A 15351-nucleotide genomic window follows, 5' to 3' on the forward strand; every position below is an offset into this window, starting at 1 on the left:
ACACCGTCTTCGTGGCAACCAACCCAGCCTAACCTCATCAGGCTTTAGGTCTATTCCGCCGCGGTTCGCAGCTCGGCCCTTTCGGCGCGCACCGCGCAGAACTTGAACTCGGGGATCTTGCCGAACGGATCGAGCGCCGGGTTGGTTAGCAGGTTCGCCGCCGCCTCGGCGTAGCAGAACGGCATGAACACCATGTTCTCCGGCACGTCGCGGTCCGAGCGAACCTTGACCTCGACCGCGCCGCGGCGGGTTTCCAGCTTGATGAAATCGCCGGGCCATACGCTCAGACGGCGCATGTCCTTGGGCGACATGAACGCCACCGCCTCCGGCTCGATCTGGTCGAGCACGCTGGAGCGGCGGGTCATCGAACCGGTGTGCCAGTGTTCGAGCACGCGGCCGGTCGACAGCACCATCGGATACTCGCCGTCCGGCAGTTCGTCCGGCGGAATGACCTTGGCCGGCACGATCTTGCCGCGACCGCTCTCGGTCGGGAAGCCGGTGGTGAAGATGATCTCGTTGCCGGGCTTGTTCGGGTCATCCGCCGGATAGGTGACGGCGCCTTCACGGACCAGCCGCTCCCAGCTGATGTTCTTGAGCGACGGCATCAGCTGCGCCATCTCGGTGTAGACGTCGCCGGGGCCCGAATAATTCCACGGCAGCCCCATACGCTTGCCGATCTCCTGGATGATCCAGAGATCCTGTCGCGCGTCGCCCGGCGGCTTGATCACCTGGCGCGCAAGCTGCACGCGGCGGTCGGTGTTAGTGAAGGAGCCGTCCTTTTCCGCAAAGGCCGAGGCCGGCAGGATGACGTCGGCGTGGAATGCGGTCTCGGTGACGAAGAGGTCCTGCACCACGAGATGATCGAGCATGGCGAGCGCTCCGCGCGCATGCTGAAGATCGGGATCGGACATTGCGGGGTTTTCGCCCTCGATATACATACCCTTGATCTCACCGGCGTGGATCGCGTTCATGATCTCCACCACGGTCAGGCCGCGTACCGGATCGAGTTCCTGGCTCCACAGCTTCTCGAAATTGCCGCGCAGGTCGTCGCGGGAAACCGGCTGGTAGTCCGGCAGGAACATCGGAATCAGGCCGGCGTCGGACGCGCCCTGCACGTTGTTCTGGCCGCGCAGCGGATGCAGGCCGGTGCCGGGACGGCCGACTTGCCCGGTGATCAGCGCGAGAGCGATCAGGCAGCGGGCATTGTCGGTGCCGTGAACATGCTGGCTGATGCCCATGCCCCAGAAGATGATCGACGATTTGGCGCGCGCATAGGTTCGCGCCACCTCGCGCAGGGTTTCGGCCGGGACGCCGCAGATCGGCGCCATCTTCTCCGGCGTGAACTCCTTGATCTTCTCCTCGAGATCCTGAAAGCCCTCGGTGTAGCCCGCGATGTACTGATCGTCGGTCAGGCCTTCGGTGATGATCGTGTTGATCATCGCATTCAGCATGGCAACGTCGGAGCCGGGCTTGAACTGCAGATGTTTGGTCGCGTGGCGCGACAGCGACTGCCGACGCGGATCCAGCACGAAGAGCTTTGCACCCTTCTTCGCCGCGTTCTTAATGTAGGTTGCAGCGACCGGATGGTTGACGGTCGGATTTGCGCCGATCACGATGATGACTTCGGCGTCCATCGCCGCCGCGAACGGGGCCGACACCGCGCCGGAGCTCAGGCCTTCGAACAGCGCCGCCACCGAGGAGGCGTGACACAGCCGCGTGCAGTGATCGACATTGTTGGAGCCGAAGCCGGTGCGCACCAGCTTCTGGAACAGATAGGCCTCTTCGTTGGAGCCTTTGGCGGAGCCGAAACCGGCCAGCGCCTTGACGCCCTTCTCGTCGCGGATCTTCACGAGGCCGTTGGCGGCGATATCGAGCGCCTCTTCCCACGACGCTTCGCGGAAATGCGTGAACGGATTGGCCGGATCGACCTGGTCGTTGGAGTCCTTCTTCGCATTGGGCAGCCGCACCAGCGGCTTGGTGATGCGATGCGGGTGGTGGATGTAGTCAAATCCAAAGCGGCCCTTGACGCAGAGCCGGTTGTGGTTGGCCGGGCCGTCGCGGCCTTCGGCGTAAATGATCTTCTCGTCCTTGACCTGATAGGTGACCTGGCAGCCGACGCCGCAGAACGGGCACAGCGAGTCGACTTCCTTGTCCGGATAGGTCACGCGGGTCTGGTTCTCGTCCAGCATCACCGACGGCATCAATGCGCCGGTCGGGCACGCCTGCACGCATTCGCCGCAGGCCACGCAGGTCGATTCACCCATGGGATCATCGAAGTCGAACACGATTTTCGAGCCGTGACTGCGATAGGCCATGCCGATGACGTCGTTGACCTGCACTTCCCGGCAGGCGCGCACGCAGAGGCCGCACTGGATGCAGGCGTCGAGATTGACGCTCATCGCGGGATGGCTGACGTCGCTTTCCCAGCGCTCGGCCGCGGGAAAACGGCTTTCGGTGACCTCGACCTTCTCGGCCCAATGCCAGAATTTTGAGTCGGGATCGTGGGAGGTCTCGCGCGCCGGCTGGTCGGCGACCAGCAGCTCCATCACCATCTTCTGGGCTGCGACCGCGCGCGCGCTTTCGGATTTCACCTTCATGCCGACGGTGGGCGTGCGCTTGCAGGACGCCGCCAGTACGCGCTCGCCCTCGATCTCCACCATGCAGGCGCGGCAATTGCCATCGGGCCGATAGTCCGGCGCGGGCGAATAGCACAGATGCGGGATTTCCTGGCCCTGGCGCTTTGCCACCTGCCAGATGGTTTCGCCTGCGTTGGCCTCAACCTGCTTGCCGTCGAGTTCGAACTTGATCTTGGTCATTCCGCGGCTTCTTTCGGCACGAATTCTTCCGGAAAATACTTAATCACTGACGTCAGGGGATTTGAGGCCGCCTGCCCGAGCCCGCAGATCGAGGCATCGCGCATCGCCTGGCTCAACTGGTCGAGCAGTTCGCGGTTCCAGACCGGACGCTCCATCAGGATCGCCGCCTTCTGGGTGCCGACCCGGCACGGCGTGCACTGGCCGCAGCTCTCATCCTCGAAGAAGCGCATCAGGTTCAGGGCCGCGCCCCGCACGCTGTCGTGTTCGGACAGGATCACGACCGCCGCCGAGCCGATGAAGCAGCCGTATTTTTCCAGCGTGCCGAAATCGAGCGGGATGTTGTCCATCGACGCCGGCAGGATACCGCCGGACGCACCGCCCGGCAGGTAGGCGTGGAAAGTATGTCCGTCCGCCATGCCGCCGCAGAACTCGTCGATCAGTTCGCGCACGGTGACGCCCGCAGGCGCCAGCTTCATGCCGGGGTTCTTGACGCGGCCCGACACCGAATAGCTGCGCAGGCCGTGACGGTCGTTGCGGCCGTTGCCCTTCCACCAATCGGCGCCCTTCTCGACGATGTCGCGCACCCACCACAGCGTCTCGATATTGTTGATCAGCGTCGGCAGGCCGAACAGGCCGACCTGGAACGGATATGGCGGCTTGTGGCGGGGCAGACCGCGCTTGCCTTCAATGCTTTCGAGCAGCGAGGATTCCTCGCCGCAGATATAGGCGCCGGCGCCGCGGCGCATGTGCAGCACCGGTCCGCCCGGCGGCAATTTTGCGATCTCGCGTTCGAGAATTTCGCGCGAGGCCGGATATTCGTCGCGCAGGTAGATGTAGACATCGGTCGCCTCGACCACGTGGGCGCCGATCAGCATGCCCTCGAGGAAGCGATGCGGGTCGGTCTCGAGGTAAAAGCGGTCCTTGAAGGTGCCGGGTTCGCCCTCGTCGCCATTGATCGCCATCAGCCGCGGGCCGGGCTCGCCGAGCACCGCGCGCCATTTGCGCCCCGTCGGGAAGCCGGCGCCGCCGAGCCCGCGCAGCGAGGCGTCGTCGAGCGCCTTCAGCAAATCTTCCTTTGAAAGCGCACCCGAGCGCAGGCGATTGAGCAGCGCGTAACCGCCGCCGGCGACATAGGCGTCGTAACCAACATAGTCAGGCAGATGCGCATGGGTCTCGCCGGCTTTCGCCGCGGCCAGCACGTTCGAGACGGTGGCGTGATCGACAAAGTGATGGCCGACTTCAGCGGCGGGCGCGGTATCGCAGCGGCCGACGCAGGGCGCGCGCACCACGCGAATGCCGGGGCCTGCGCTGTCCTGCAATTCATGCAGCAATTTTTCGGCGCCCAGCATCGCGCAGGTCAGCGAGTCGCAGACGCGAATGGTCAGCGGCGCGATATCCGGCTCGCCCTCCTTCACGATATCGAAATGCGCGTAGAAGGTTGCGGTCTCGAACACTTCGGCAAACGACAGCTTCATCTCGTCCGCGAGGGCGGCGAGATGGGCTGCGGAAATCTGGTGATACGTGTCCTGGATCAGATGCAAATGTTCGATCAAGAGATCGCGCTGCCGCGACCGGTCGCCGAGCAGCTGTTCAATCTCGTGCGCGGCGGTCGGATCAACCTGGCGGCCCTTCGGCGTCGCCTTGGCCCGCTTCCGCCCGGCGCCGGGGTGATCGAACGAGCGGACTTTCTGCACGTCTTGAACCATGGAAAACGTCTCGTTCCTGCCTGCATGTTTCCGCGATCATAAATCGTGGCATGCCAGATGCCAAGAGAATTGTCGCGTTTTGATAAGCATTTAAGCGGGCACGTCCGGCGCGGTCATGCCGCTCGCCGCCCGGACGAGGCTTCGCGTCGAAGCCATCTTTTCGATCAGCGAATGAGAACTGGAATCGATCTAAAGATCAATAAAGCTGTCTCATGATGCGATAGGGAATGCGCATCGATTTGGTTTTGCAATCAGTCGATGCAGATTCGAAATGAACTGTCTCAACTTACGCCACCGTCCGCCTTCTCGATCAGGAATACGATTCGGGTCTCCGCGCGCTCCGTGATCTCGACCTTGTCACCGGTTTCGCGGATCAGATTCGGGATATCGATCACCGACAGCGGATCGGTGCAGTGGACTTCAAGCCGCTCGCCAGGTTTGACCGACTTCAGCGCCTTGCGCGTCTTCAGCGCCGGCAATGGGCATTTGAGGCCGGTGAGATCGAGCTTTGTCGTGGTCATCCCGGGAACATGGCGAAGCGGATGCGCATCGTCAATGAGCCTTCAGATCAAGCTTGCATAGGACAGGAAGCCGACGGTCTGGCCAGGCTCGACAAGCGTGATCTCTTCGCCGAGTTCGACAAGGCCGTCGGTGTCGACCAGCGAGGACAACAGCCCCGCACCCTCGCGCGGAAACTTCACCGCTTCGAGCGTACCATCCCCGGCCTTGCGCAGGGTGACGCGGACATATTCGCGGCGGGCGATTTTCTTCTTGTAGGCGAAGGCGGCGCGAACCGGCATCGGCACCAGCTTCTGCTGCCGCGCGCCCGACAGGGCAAGAATCGTCGGCCGCACCACGTGAGCGAAGGTGACAAAACTCGCCACTGGATTGCCCGGCAGGCCGATGAATGGTGTGCCGCCGATGATCCCCATCGCCACGGGACGTCCCGGCTTGATCGCCATTCGCCACAGCACGAGCGAGCCCACGCTTTCGACGCTGGCCTTGACGTGATCTTCTTCGCCGGTCGATACGCCGCCGGTGGTGAGGATCAGATCATGGGCGCTGGCGACTTTCCTTAGTGCGGCAGCGAGCGCGGTGGGCTCGTCCCTGATAATGCCGAGGTCGCTGACCTCGCAGCCGAGCCGCGCCAGCATCGCCATGAGCATGAAACGGTTTGAATCGAACAGCTGCGCCGCCGCGCGTGGCTCGCCCGGCGAAACCAGCTCATTGCCGGTGGAGAACACCGCGACGCGGATGCGCCTGTTGACGCCAAGTTCCGTCAGACCGAATGCGGCTGCCAGCGCCACATCCTGCGGCCGCAGTCTTTGTCCGGCCTTCAATGCCGCGTGACCCAACGGGATATCCTCGCCCGCGGGACGCACATTGGCGCCGGGTTTCAGCCCCGCTGGAAGCACCACCTTGCCGTCGTCGAGGCGAACGTCTTCCTGCATGAACACGGTGTCGGCGCCGTCGGGCATCGGCGCACCCGTGAAGATGCGGACCGCCTCGCCCGGCGTGATCGGCGCGCCTGCGGAAGCGCCGGCCTGAACGCGGCCGGACACCGCAAACGCCTGCTCCTTGTCATCAGGCAGATCGCGGCTCGACACCGCGTAGCCGTCGACGGCGGAATTGGTGAAGGGCGGCAGCGGCAGCGGCGCCGAAACATCCTGCGCGAGCACGCGTCCGTCGGCATTGGCGAGCGGGACGGTCTCCACCTCCTGCACAGCCGTGACCCGCGCTGCAATGATGCCGACGGCCTCATCGACCGACATCATCGGACCGCCGAAGGCAAAGCAATCGTCGGACAATTGCGCCATCGCCAGTTAGCTCTCCGCTTCGCTCTTTGCCAGCACCTCTTCGACCGAAATCGCCGAGCGCAGCATCATCGCGGCAATCGCCTCGATATCATCGAGATGGGCGGTGGGAAGCCTGGTTTCAACCGCGGTATCGGTGGCGAGGCCGACCACGCCGGGATCGTCGGGGAACAGAAATGGCTTGCCGTTGGCGGCGCGGAAAACCTCGATCTTGCGGTGCGGCTCGCGCTTAAAACCCTCGATGACGACCAGATCGACCCGCGACATTTTGGTCAATAGCTCCGGCAGACGCGGCTCTTCGGCGCCGCGCAATTCATGCATCAGCGCCCACCGCCGCGCGGAAGACACCAGCACCTCGGTGGCGCCGGCCTCGCGATGCCGCCAGGAATCCTTGCCGGGAATATCGACGTCGAAGGCGTGATGGGCGTGCTTGATCACGGAAACCCGCAGGCCGTCTTTCAGCAAATGCGGGATCACCCGCGCCAGCAAGGTGGTCTTGCCGGCGCCGCTCCATCCCGCGAGGCCAATCACTTTCATTGCAATCTCCGCACCCCAGCCGGAACCAGGCTGGGCTTTCTCCTGAGGTGCTTTATATCGGCTGCGAGCCATTGTCATGCTAACCTGCGGAAATGATGAAGATCGACAAAGCCCCCGTCCCCCTGATCGTGCCCAATCCTGATGATCCCAGGCTGACCGAGCGCGTCACCGGGACCGACCAGACCGGCGCCACGGTCGAAATCAGGGTGCCGGTGGAGCGGCCGCTGACGCTGTATTTGAACGCGCAGGAGATCGTCACCATGATGACGATCGGCGACTATCCGGAATATCTCGCGCTCGGGTACCTGTTGAACCAGAACATGCTGAAATACGACGACGTCGTCACCGAGGTCGAATATGACGACGACCTGCAGGTGGTGGTGGTGCGCACCGAGCATCACACCAATTTCGAGGCCAAGCTGAAGAAGCGCACGCAGACGTCGGGCTGCGCGCAGGGCACCGCATTCGGCGACCTGCTGGAGGCCGTGGAAAGCGTCGCACTGCCGAAGGCGGAACTGCGCACCTCCTGGCTCTACGAGATGACGCATGCGATCAACACCATGCCCTCGCTCTATCTCGAGGCCGGCGCGATCCATGGCTGCGTGCTGTGCAAGGAGGGCACGCCGGTCTGCTACACCGAGGATGTCGGCCGTCACAACGCCGTCGACAAGATCGCGGGCTGGATCTATCGCCACGGCGTCGATCCCGGCGACAAGATTCTCTACACCACGGGCCGGCTGACCTCCGAAATGGTGATCAAGACGGTGCGGATGGGAATTCCCATCCTGGTGTCGCGCTCGGGGTTTACGGCTTGGGGCGTCGAGCTGGCGCGGCAGGTCGGGCTGACGCTGGTCGGGCGCACGCGCGGCAAGCGGTTCATCGCGCTGTCAGGCCAGGAACGCATCGTGTTCGACCAGAATCTCGCCTTTGTCGAAGAGGAATCGGCGCGGCACAAACGCAAGGGCGAAGACCGTGACTGATAACGCGACGGCAAGAGCCGCGCAGGCGACGCCAGGAGGCGCGCTGGAGATTCCCGGCGTGCTGCTCGCCGGCGGCCTGGCGCGGAGGATGGGCGGCGGCGACAAGCCGATGCGCACAATCGGCGGCCGCACCATCCTCGACCGCGTCATCGCGCGGCTGCAGCCGCAATGCGATGGGCTCATTCTCAACGCCAATGGCGATCCCGCGCGCTTTGCAGCGTTCGGGCTGCCGGTCATCCCCGACGGGGTCGCCGATTTTCCCGGACCGCTGGCCGGCATCCTGGCGGCGCTGGATTGGGCCGCGGCCAACCGGCCGGAGGTCAAGTGGGTGTTGAGTGCCGCGGCAGACTGCCCGTTCCTGCCGCGCGATCTCGTGGCGCGTCTCGGTGCGGCGCTACGCAATGAGAACGCGGAGCTCGCGGTCGCCGCTTCCGACGGCCAGTCGCATCCGGTGATCGGGCTGTGGAGCGTGGCTTTGCGCGAACAACTCCGCCACGCGCTGGTTGTCGAGGACGTCAGGAAGATCGACCGCTGGACCGCGCGCTACCGCCTCGCCACGGTGACCTGGCCGGTCGAACCGATCGACCCGTTTTTCAATGCCAACACCATGGATGACATCGCCGAGGCGGACCGGCTGGCCGCGCTGGATGGCGGTTAGACTGCAGCTCTCTCCACGTCGTCCCTACGCCGCCAGCGGCACGGTCCAGGCATCGTAGCCATAGACCCAATCGGTATCGGTCTTTCCGCTGAGCCATGTATTGGTGCGCGAGGTTTGCTGGATCCGCGCGGTTCGCTCCTTGCGGGTTGCCTCAAATCTTCGAAACGCATTTGGCACGCCATCCCGCTCGACGCCGTCGAGGCAGCGCGACAGCACGGCGGCGTCCTCGATCGCCATCGCCGCGCCCTGCGCCATATAGGGCGTCATCGGATGGCAGGCGTCGCCGAGCAGCGTCACGTTGCCCTCGCCCCAGCGTTCCAGCGCATTGCGATCGACGATCGCCCATTTGTGCACGTCCGGGCAGGCGGCCAACACCTGCTCGACCTGGCGATCGAAGCCCGCAAAAGCCTTGCGCAATTCCCTGACGTCGCCCTTGGCCGACCACGACTCGATCCGGAAGTCCGGCTCCGGCTGGCTGGTGACGAGGTAGATTTCGCTGCGGTCCGGCTTGACGTAGTAGATGACGATGTGCCGGTCCTCGCCCCACCATTTGGTGCAGTCGTCGATTTTTTCACCGCCGAGCAACGCAGCCGGATAAGTGGTTCGGTAAGCGATGCGCCCGGTAAAGTGCACCGGCGAAGTATCGAACAGGATGTCTCGGACGACGGAGTGGATGCCATCGGCGCCGATGACGGCGTCGGCGATCGCAACCTCGCCGTTGGCAAACGAAAGCCGGACGCCCTCGCCGGTCTCGTCGAGTCCGACCAGTTTGTGGTTCAGCTTGACGCATTCATCGGGAACGGCGCTCGCCAGCGCCGCATGCAAATCGCCGCGATGCGCCAGCAGATAGGGCGCGCCAAATTTCTGTTCGGCGCTCTCGCCAAAAATCATGTCGAACTTGACTTCGCCGGTGCGCCAGTCGCGGTTGTTCCAGGAGCGCGGGTAAAACGACTGGCTGCGCAATCTTTCCTCGAGCCCCAGCCCGCGCAGCACCTTCATGGCATTGCAGCCGATCTGGATGCCGGCGCCCAATCGCGCGAATTGCGAGGCCTGTTCATAGACGGAGACGTCGATGCCGACCCGGCGCAGCGCTGCTGATGACGCGAGGCCGCCCATGCCAGCGCCTATGATTGCAATCGAAAGACGCCGCGTCATCGCCTCCCCGCCATTCAGGCCGGTCGAAACCCGGCTCTTTCCAGCGCCGCGCGGCCTTCCTCCGACGCCAGCGCGTTGAGGAAAGCCTGTACCGCCGCCCGCTGCTTGCGCGCCGTCACCAGCGCGAAATCATAATGCTCTTCGGCAAAGGGAATGAAACCCAGGTCGGACGCATGGGCCACCGGCGCGATGGTCATGCCCCAGTCGGCGCGATGCTGCGCCACGGCGGCGGCGACCGCGTTGTGCGAGCGCGGCTGATTCCAGTAACCGTCGGGCCTGGCACCCGCCAGCAGCCGGTCGATCAGGATGCGCGTGCCGGCGCCCTGGTTGCGGTTGACCATGATGCAGGCGGGATCGGCGAGCGCCGCACGCACCGCGGCCTCGGCGCCCAGGCCCTCGAAGCGCGCATCGCCCTTGCGGAACACGATGCCCTGCATCCGCCGCCAGCCCGGCACCAGTTCAAGTCCGTCGGTGAGATAAGGCGTGTTGTAGGTTTCGGTCTTGTCATCGAACAGATGGATCGGCGCAAAATCGCATTCGCCGCGCTTGGCCGCCGCCAGTCCGCCGAGGCTGCCGACCGCGATCGATCGCACCGAAAGCCCGGTGCGCGCCAGCGGCGCGGTGACGAGATCGAGCCCGGTGCAGTGGCTGCCGACGATCACGAGATCCGGCACCCGCACATGCGGCGTGAACAGCGTCACTTCGGCATCAGTGCCTGCCGGCATCTGGTCGGCCAGCGCCTCGATGCGCAGAAAACCATCGGCCTGCGCGAATGAGGTGATCGCGCCCGAGCCCTTGCCGGTGGGATAGGCGATCAGACCGTCCGTTCCCTCGACCAGCGAGACCATGACGAATTCGGTGCGCCCCAGTTCGGAGGCGATCCGCACCGGAATTCTGGCGCTGACCTTGGCGTCCAAACGCGGCGGCAGGCCCGCCATGCGCCGCAGCACCGGCACGATCATGTCGTGGAAGGTGAACATCGCCGAGGTCGGAAATCCCGGCAGGATCACCACCGGCTTGCCGTCGCAAACCGCGAGGCAGAGCGGCTTGCCCGGCTTCAGCGCGACGCCATGCGCAATAATGCCGGGCTTGCCGAGCCGCGCGATGATGCGGTGGGTCACATCTCCCGCACCTTTCGAGGTGCCGCCCGAGAGCACCAGCATGTCGCTGATTTGCAGCGCACTGCGCATCGCAGATTCAAGCTGCGCCTCGTCGTCGGGAATGGCGCCGAGAAATATCGCCTCGCCGCCATTCTCCGACATCGCCGCGGTGACGATCGCGCCATTGGTGTCGTAGATCGCGGCCGGGCGCAGCGGCGAACCCGGCTGCACCAATTCGTCGCCGGTCGAGATAATGGCGACACGCAGCCGGCGCGCGACGGCAACTTGCGCGATACCGCAGGCTGCCAGCATCCCGATCTCGCGCGAGCCAATCATAGTGCCGGCGCGCAGCAGCGCCTCGCCGCGCGCGATGTCGGAACCGGCATAGGACACGAACTGACCGGGCGAAGCGGCGCGGCGAATTTCGATCACGCGGGTTCCCGCCGGCTGCGTGTGCTCGACCATTACGATGGCGTCGGCGCCGCGTGGCACCGGACCGCCGGTCGCAATCGACGTGGCGGTGCCCGACAGCACCGGCCGCGTCGGCGCGGTGCCGCAGGCGATCACCTCGTCGTTCAGCATCATCCGCACCGGCGTTGCTTCACCGGCGGAAGCGAGATCGGCGGAACGCACCGCAAAACCATCGACGTTGGAACGATCGAACGGCGGCACATCGATCGGTGCCACGATATCTTCGGCCAACGCGCAGCCGAGTGCATCCGCGAGCGCCCACCGCTCGATGGGCACCGCGCGCGGAAACAACGCGGCTTCAAACCGCGCCAACGCTTCCTCGCGCGACAGGATGATCAAGAACTGGTCCTGATCGACGGGTTCACGGTCTTTCGGCGAGGGTGTACGGGTCATGCCGGCATCCATATCATTCCCGCAGCATATAGCCATCGACGCCGCTCCCTGCAGCAAATCCTTCCGCGCCGCCCGGTACGGTTAACCAGGCCTCGGCGCGGGCGATCGCATCGAGCGACAGTTCGCCGACCGCCAGCGTCACCCAGGCGTCCGCTTTTCGCTCCAGCAGCACGACTTCCGCAATGCCAACCCCGGAGGCGATTTTGCGCGCCAGCGGCAGGTTGAGCGTCTTGCGCGGCCGCCGCCCCGACAGCCGGTCGAGTGCGGGCAACGCCAGCGTCCACCACGCCCCGAACGCCTGATCAGGCGCGCCCGGCAGCACGACCACGGGCGTGTTGCCGATGCGGCCCACCGCCGAGGTGCGGCCGGGCTGCACGGCGATGCCATGGGCGAGAACCTCGCCACACCCGGCCAATGCCGGCACCGTCGCGTCGGTGCGGCCGACGCCGCTGCCGCCGACAATCAACAGCAGGTCGCATGCGCCGACGTCGATCGCCGCGACAATCGATGCGGCATCGCGGCCAACAGCGGTAACGGACACCACATCGGCGCCGGCGGTGCGCGCGCTCTCCGCGATCAGGTCCGACGTCACCGAGCCGCCGAGAATATTAACGAGGCGCAGGCGAGGCTGGCGCACCTTCAGCCGCTCTATTCCCGCCGCCCGCGCGATCATGAGGTCACGTGCCAGCACGCGCCGCCCAGCCTCGACCACACTGCTGCCAGCGGCAATGTCACCACCGGCCCGGCGCACGCCCTGCCCAGGGATCGCTTCCGCCAGCACCTGTGGCATCGGGCCTGATAGCTCAACGGAATCGGCATCAAGCACACAATCGCAGCCGCCGGGCATCGCATCACCGGCTTCGACCCAGACCGGCAACGCCGCCAATGGCAATGGCGAATAGGACGACGCGCCGACGAGATCGCGGGCGCGCAACGCAAAGCCGTCGCTGGCGGCGATGTCGTGCGGCGGCAACGCGCCCGATGGCGGCATGTCGGCGGCAATACAACGCAGCGCCTCCGCTAGCGGCAGTTCCGCAGGCGTTACCGGCTCGACGCCGTGCAACAGGGCGGCGAGCGCCACATCGAGCGGCGTAAGCGAAGTCGGCAGGCGCTGGTTCGGGGTCATGGCCCGCTATGCCCTGAATCGGCCCGAAAATAAACAGAACCCGATACCGCTGGCGGTCGGCCCCTCCTTTCGACCAAGTTGACGCCTGCTCAAATTAGTTGCAATCGGGACCAATTAGCTTTAGTTGCAGATGGGACTAATTGGCGGAAAGCAACCGCCTGAAGACACACACGGCCAACGTGCCGATGCACAGGGAGAAGAGGGGATGTTCGTCAAAAACCTATCCATGCTGGGCGCGCTTGCCGCTGCGATGCTGGTATCACCAGCGGCGCTCGCACAAGTGTCCGATGAGATCGTCAAGATCGGCGTTCTCACCGATATGAACGGCCCGGCGGCGACGCCGACCGGTCAGGGCTCGGTCACGGCCGCGCAGATGGCGATCGACGATTTCGGCGGCAAGGTGCTGGGCAAGCCGATCAGCCTGATCGTCGGCGACCATCAACTGAAGCCGGATATCGGCGGCGGCATCGCACGGCGATGGTACGATGTCGACCAGGTCGACCTGATCGTCGACGTGCCGGTCTCGGCGGTCGGGCTGGCGGTGCAGAACGTCGCCAACGAGAAGAAGAAGCTGTTCATCACGCATTCGACCCTGGCCGCGGATTTCCACGGCAAATTCTGCTCACCTTACGCGATGCAGTGGGTGATCGACACCCGCTCGCTCGCGGCCGGCACCGCGCAGGCGGTGGTGAAGCGCGGCGGCGATAGCTGGTTCTTCATCACCGACGATTATGCATTCGGCCACGCGCTCGAACGCGATGCCGCTGCGGTGGTCACCGCCAATGGCGGCAAGGTGCTGGGTTCGGTGAGGCCGCCGCTCGCTACTTCAGACCTGTCGTCCTTCGTGCTGCAGGCGCAGGCGTCCAAGGCCAAGATCATCGGCATCGCCGCCGGCCCGCCGAACAACATGAACGAGATCAAGACCGCCTCGGAGTTTGGTGTCTTGAAGGGTGGCCAGCAGATGGCAGCGTTGCTGGCGCTGATCACCGACATTCATTCGCTCGGATTGCCGGCGGCGCAGGGCCTGCTGCTGACGACCTCATTCTACTGGGACATGGACGACAAGACCCGCGAATGGTCGAAGCGCTATTTCGCCAAGATGAACCGGATGCCGACGATGTGGCAGGCCGGCGTCTATTCCTCGGTGATGTATTATCTCAACGCCATCAAGGAGTCGGGTACCGACGAGCCGTTGAAAGTGGCGGCAAAGATGCGCGAAAAGCCGATCGAGGACTTTTTCTCGCGCAACGGCAAGCTGCGCGAGGACAATCTGATGGTGCATGACCTCTGGCTGGTCGAGGTCAAGAAGCCGGAAGAATCAAAATATCCGTGGGACTATTACAAGATCCTGGCAAAAATTCCGGGCGACGAAGCATTCGGGCCCATTGATCCGGCATGTTCGATGGCGAAGAAGTAGATTCTCGGCGTCGTTGCAACAATACACACCATCGTCGTCCCGGCGAACGCCGGGACCCATAATCCCGGTCATCTGTTGTTGGAAAAAGCCCGTCGAGTATTGTGCTTAACAATAACTGCCGCGGCGTATGGGTCCCGGCTCAAGGCCGGGACGACGTGTTGAGAGAGCAGCGCTCTACTTCACCACCCCAACTTCGCGGAAATATTTCAGCACGCCCGGATGGATCAGCTGCACATTTGGCGCGGCCGCGGCCGTGTTCACGGCCGTCGTCTCGCAGGCCTGCGGCAGCTTCTTGCACAACGACCCCTCCGCGCCGTGCAGCGTCTTCGCCAGCCGATAGGCAACGTCATCCGGCAGGCTTTCGCGCGCGAGGACAAAACTCCATGAGCCGATCGAATCGATCGCCGCCGGCTGGTTCGGGTAGCTGTTGGCGGGCACCGTCAACGGCTTGAGGAAGGTGTGCTTGGCGCGAACCTTGGCGATCTCGCCGGCGTCGGGCGCGATGAAGCGGGCGCCGCCGGGGCTTTCCGCCATGCTCTTGAAGCCAGGCCAGCCGATGCCCGCGCCCCATAGCGCCGCGGCACGGCCGTCCTGCACCATGGCCGGACCGTCGCCGGCGCGGTCGAGATAGATCGACTTGAAATCCTCGTCCTGCTTCAGCCCGATGCCGTCGAGCATGTAGCGCGACAGGATCGGCAGACCCGAACCCCTGGCGCCGAACGCCACCGGCTGGCCGACGAGATCGCGAATGGTCTTGTAGGGGCTGTCGGCGCGCACCACGAACATACCCGGACTGGAATACATCGCGGTCAGGATCTTCAGCCTGGTCGGCGCCCGCCCGATGCCCATGAAGGCCTCGTAGGAAGGCTCCCCGGCTACCAGCGCGATATCGAGCCCGTCTGATTCCAGCAGCGGAATGTTCTCGCTGCTGCCCTTGGTGTTGCGCGGCTCGATCGACAGCGTCGGATCGGCGGCATTCATGACTTCCGCGAACGCATTGCCATACACCGGGAAGCCGCCGCCCGGTGTCGCGGTTCCAAGACTAATCGGGGTACTGATTGTTGTTCTTGTAATGGCCTTGCCTCCGTCTTGCGCCGCAGCGCCGCCCGCCAGCAGAACAACGCCGGCGCAGACAATATGAGCGAGTTTCATGTTTGGCCTCAAGCGTGTTTTCAAGA

12 protein-coding genes are annotated in these 15351 nt (G+C 64.5%); 3 read left to right on the forward strand and 9 right to left on the reverse strand.

All coding sequences use genetic code 11. From position 1 onward, the window contains the following. Positions 1-50: 50 nt before the first annotated feature. The 5 genes from fdhF to mobB form a co-directional block, all read right to left on the reverse strand. Positions 51-2816, reverse strand: a complete 2766-nt coding sequence (fdhF, locus tag JQ611_RS00990) for a formate dehydrogenase subunit alpha (RefSeq protein WP_212464283.1) — start codon at positions 2814-2816, stop codon at positions 51-53. Then, a complete protein-coding gene (locus tag JQ611_RS00995) occupies positions 2813-4522 on the reverse strand; it encodes an NADH-ubiquinone oxidoreductase-F iron-sulfur binding region domain-containing protein (RefSeq protein WP_212464284.1) in 1710 nt (569 codons plus the stop codon). The genes fdhF and JQ611_RS00995 overlap by 4 nt, the downstream gene beginning before the upstream one ends. Positions 4523-4803: 281 nt before the next feature. Continuing rightward, positions 4804-5043: a sulfurtransferase TusA family protein gene (locus JQ611_RS01000; RefSeq protein WP_212464285.1), complete on the reverse strand. Its 240-nt coding sequence runs from the start codon at positions 5041-5043 to the stop codon at positions 4804-4806. A gap of 42 nt (positions 5044-5085) precedes the next feature. Continuing rightward, positions 5086-6339 (reverse strand): gephyrin-like molybdotransferase Glp, encoded by a 1254-nt coding sequence (glp, locus tag JQ611_RS01005; RefSeq protein WP_212464286.1) that lies wholly within the window; start codon positions 6337-6339, stop codon positions 5086-5088. A 6-nt stretch (positions 6340-6345) separates the two neighbouring features. Further along, entirely contained in the window at positions 6346-6873 is a 528-nt protein-coding gene (mobB, locus tag JQ611_RS01010; protein ID WP_212464287.1) for a molybdopterin-guanine dinucleotide biosynthesis protein B, read from the reverse strand. 92 nt (positions 6874-6965) lie between these two features. Here mobB and JQ611_RS01015 point away from each other — a divergent pair, with 92 nt between their 5' ends. Both JQ611_RS01015 and mobA read left to right on the forward strand, forming a co-directional pair. Then, positions 6966-7853 (forward strand): formate dehydrogenase accessory sulfurtransferase FdhD, encoded by an 888-nt coding sequence (locus JQ611_RS01015; RefSeq protein ID WP_212464288.1) that lies wholly within the window; start codon positions 6966-6968, stop codon positions 7851-7853. 43 nt (positions 7854-7896) lie between these two features. After that, complete coding sequence (gene mobA, locus JQ611_RS01020) at positions 7897-8511, forward strand: molybdenum cofactor guanylyltransferase MobA (protein ID WP_212464398.1); 615 nt, start codon at positions 7897-7899, stop codon at positions 8509-8511. 24 nt (positions 8512-8535) lie between these two features. Here mobA and JQ611_RS01025 read toward each other — a convergent pair whose 3' ends face one another. From JQ611_RS01025 to JQ611_RS01035, 3 genes are read right to left on the reverse strand one after another with little or no spacing between them, the layout of a single operon-like run. Continuing rightward, positions 8536-9666 (reverse strand): FAD-dependent monooxygenase, encoded by a 1131-nt coding sequence (locus tag JQ611_RS01025; RefSeq protein WP_212464289.1) that lies wholly within the window; start codon positions 9664-9666, stop codon positions 8536-8538. A 14-nt stretch (positions 9667-9680) separates the two neighbouring features. Further along, complete coding sequence (locus JQ611_RS01030) at positions 9681-11630, reverse strand: molybdopterin biosynthesis protein (RefSeq protein WP_212464290.1); 1950 nt, start codon at positions 11628-11630, stop codon at positions 9681-9683. A 13-nt stretch (positions 11631-11643) separates the two neighbouring features. Continuing rightward, positions 11644-12756, reverse strand: a complete 1113-nt coding sequence (locus JQ611_RS01035; protein ID WP_212464291.1) for a molybdopterin-binding protein — start codon at positions 12754-12756, stop codon at positions 11644-11646. 205 nt (positions 12757-12961) lie between these two features. Between JQ611_RS01035 and JQ611_RS01040 the strand changes: the two genes are divergently transcribed. Further along, positions 12962-14173 carry an ABC transporter substrate-binding protein gene (locus tag JQ611_RS01040; RefSeq protein ID WP_249132824.1) on the forward strand — a complete coding sequence of 404 codons (1212 nt, stop codon included), beginning with the start codon at positions 12962-12964 and terminating at the stop codon, positions 14171-14173. Positions 14174-14347: 174 nt separating this feature from the next. On the opposite strand, the gene JQ611_RS01045 is transcribed toward JQ611_RS01040, so the two are convergent. Continuing rightward, positions 14348-15325: a TAXI family TRAP transporter solute-binding subunit gene (locus JQ611_RS01045; RefSeq protein ID WP_212464292.1), complete on the reverse strand. Its 978-nt coding sequence runs from the start codon at positions 15323-15325 to the stop codon at positions 14348-14350. Between the last annotated feature and the right edge of the window lie 26 nt (positions 15326-15351).

The sequence above is a fragment of the Bradyrhizobium sp. AUGA SZCCT0182 genome (genome assembly GCF_018130185.1).
GTDB lineage: Bacteria > Pseudomonadota > Alphaproteobacteria > Rhizobiales > Xanthobacteraceae > Bradyrhizobium.

Excerpts from the sequence above, each read along its gene's own strand:
- glp (WP_212464286.1), bottom strand. The coding sequence starts at position 6,339 with ATGGCGCAATTGTCCGACGATTGCTTTGCCTTCGGCGGTCCGATGATG.
- JQ611_RS01045 (WP_212464292.1), bottom strand. The coding sequence starts at position 15,325 with ATGAAACTCGCTCATATTGTCTGCGCCGGCGTTGTTCTGCTGGCGGGC.
- JQ611_RS01025 (WP_212464289.1), bottom strand. The coding sequence starts at position 9,666 with ATGACGCGGCGTCTTTCGATTGCAATCATAGGCGCTGGCATGGGCGGC.
- JQ611_RS01015 (WP_212464288.1), top strand. The coding sequence starts at position 6,966 with ATGATGAAGATCGACAAAGCCCCCGTCCCCCTGATCGTGCCCAATCCT.
- mobB (WP_212464287.1), bottom strand. The coding sequence starts at position 6,873 with ATGAAAGTGATTGGCCTCGCGGGATGGAGCGGCGCCGGCAAGACCACC.
- JQ611_RS01035 (WP_212464291.1), bottom strand. The coding sequence starts at position 12,756 with ATGACCCCGAACCAGCGCCTGCCGACTTCGCTTACGCCGCTCGATGTG.
- JQ611_RS01000 (WP_212464285.1), bottom strand. The coding sequence starts at position 5,043 with ATGACCACGACAAAGCTCGATCTCACCGGCCTCAAATGCCCATTGCCG.
- JQ611_RS00995 (WP_212464284.1), bottom strand. The coding sequence starts at position 4,522 with ATGGTTCAAGACGTGCAGAAAGTCCGCTCGTTCGATCACCCCGGCGCC.
- JQ611_RS01030 (WP_212464290.1), bottom strand. The coding sequence starts at position 11,630 with ATGACCCGTACACCCTCGCCGAAAGACCGTGAACCCGTCGATCAGGAC.
- JQ611_RS01040 (WP_249132824.1), top strand. The coding sequence starts at position 12,962 with ATGTTCGTCAAAAACCTATCCATGCTGGGCGCGCTTGCCGCTGCGATG.
- fdhF (WP_212464283.1), bottom strand. The coding sequence starts at position 2,816 with ATGACCAAGATCAAGTTCGAACTCGACGGCAAGCAGGTTGAGGCCAAC.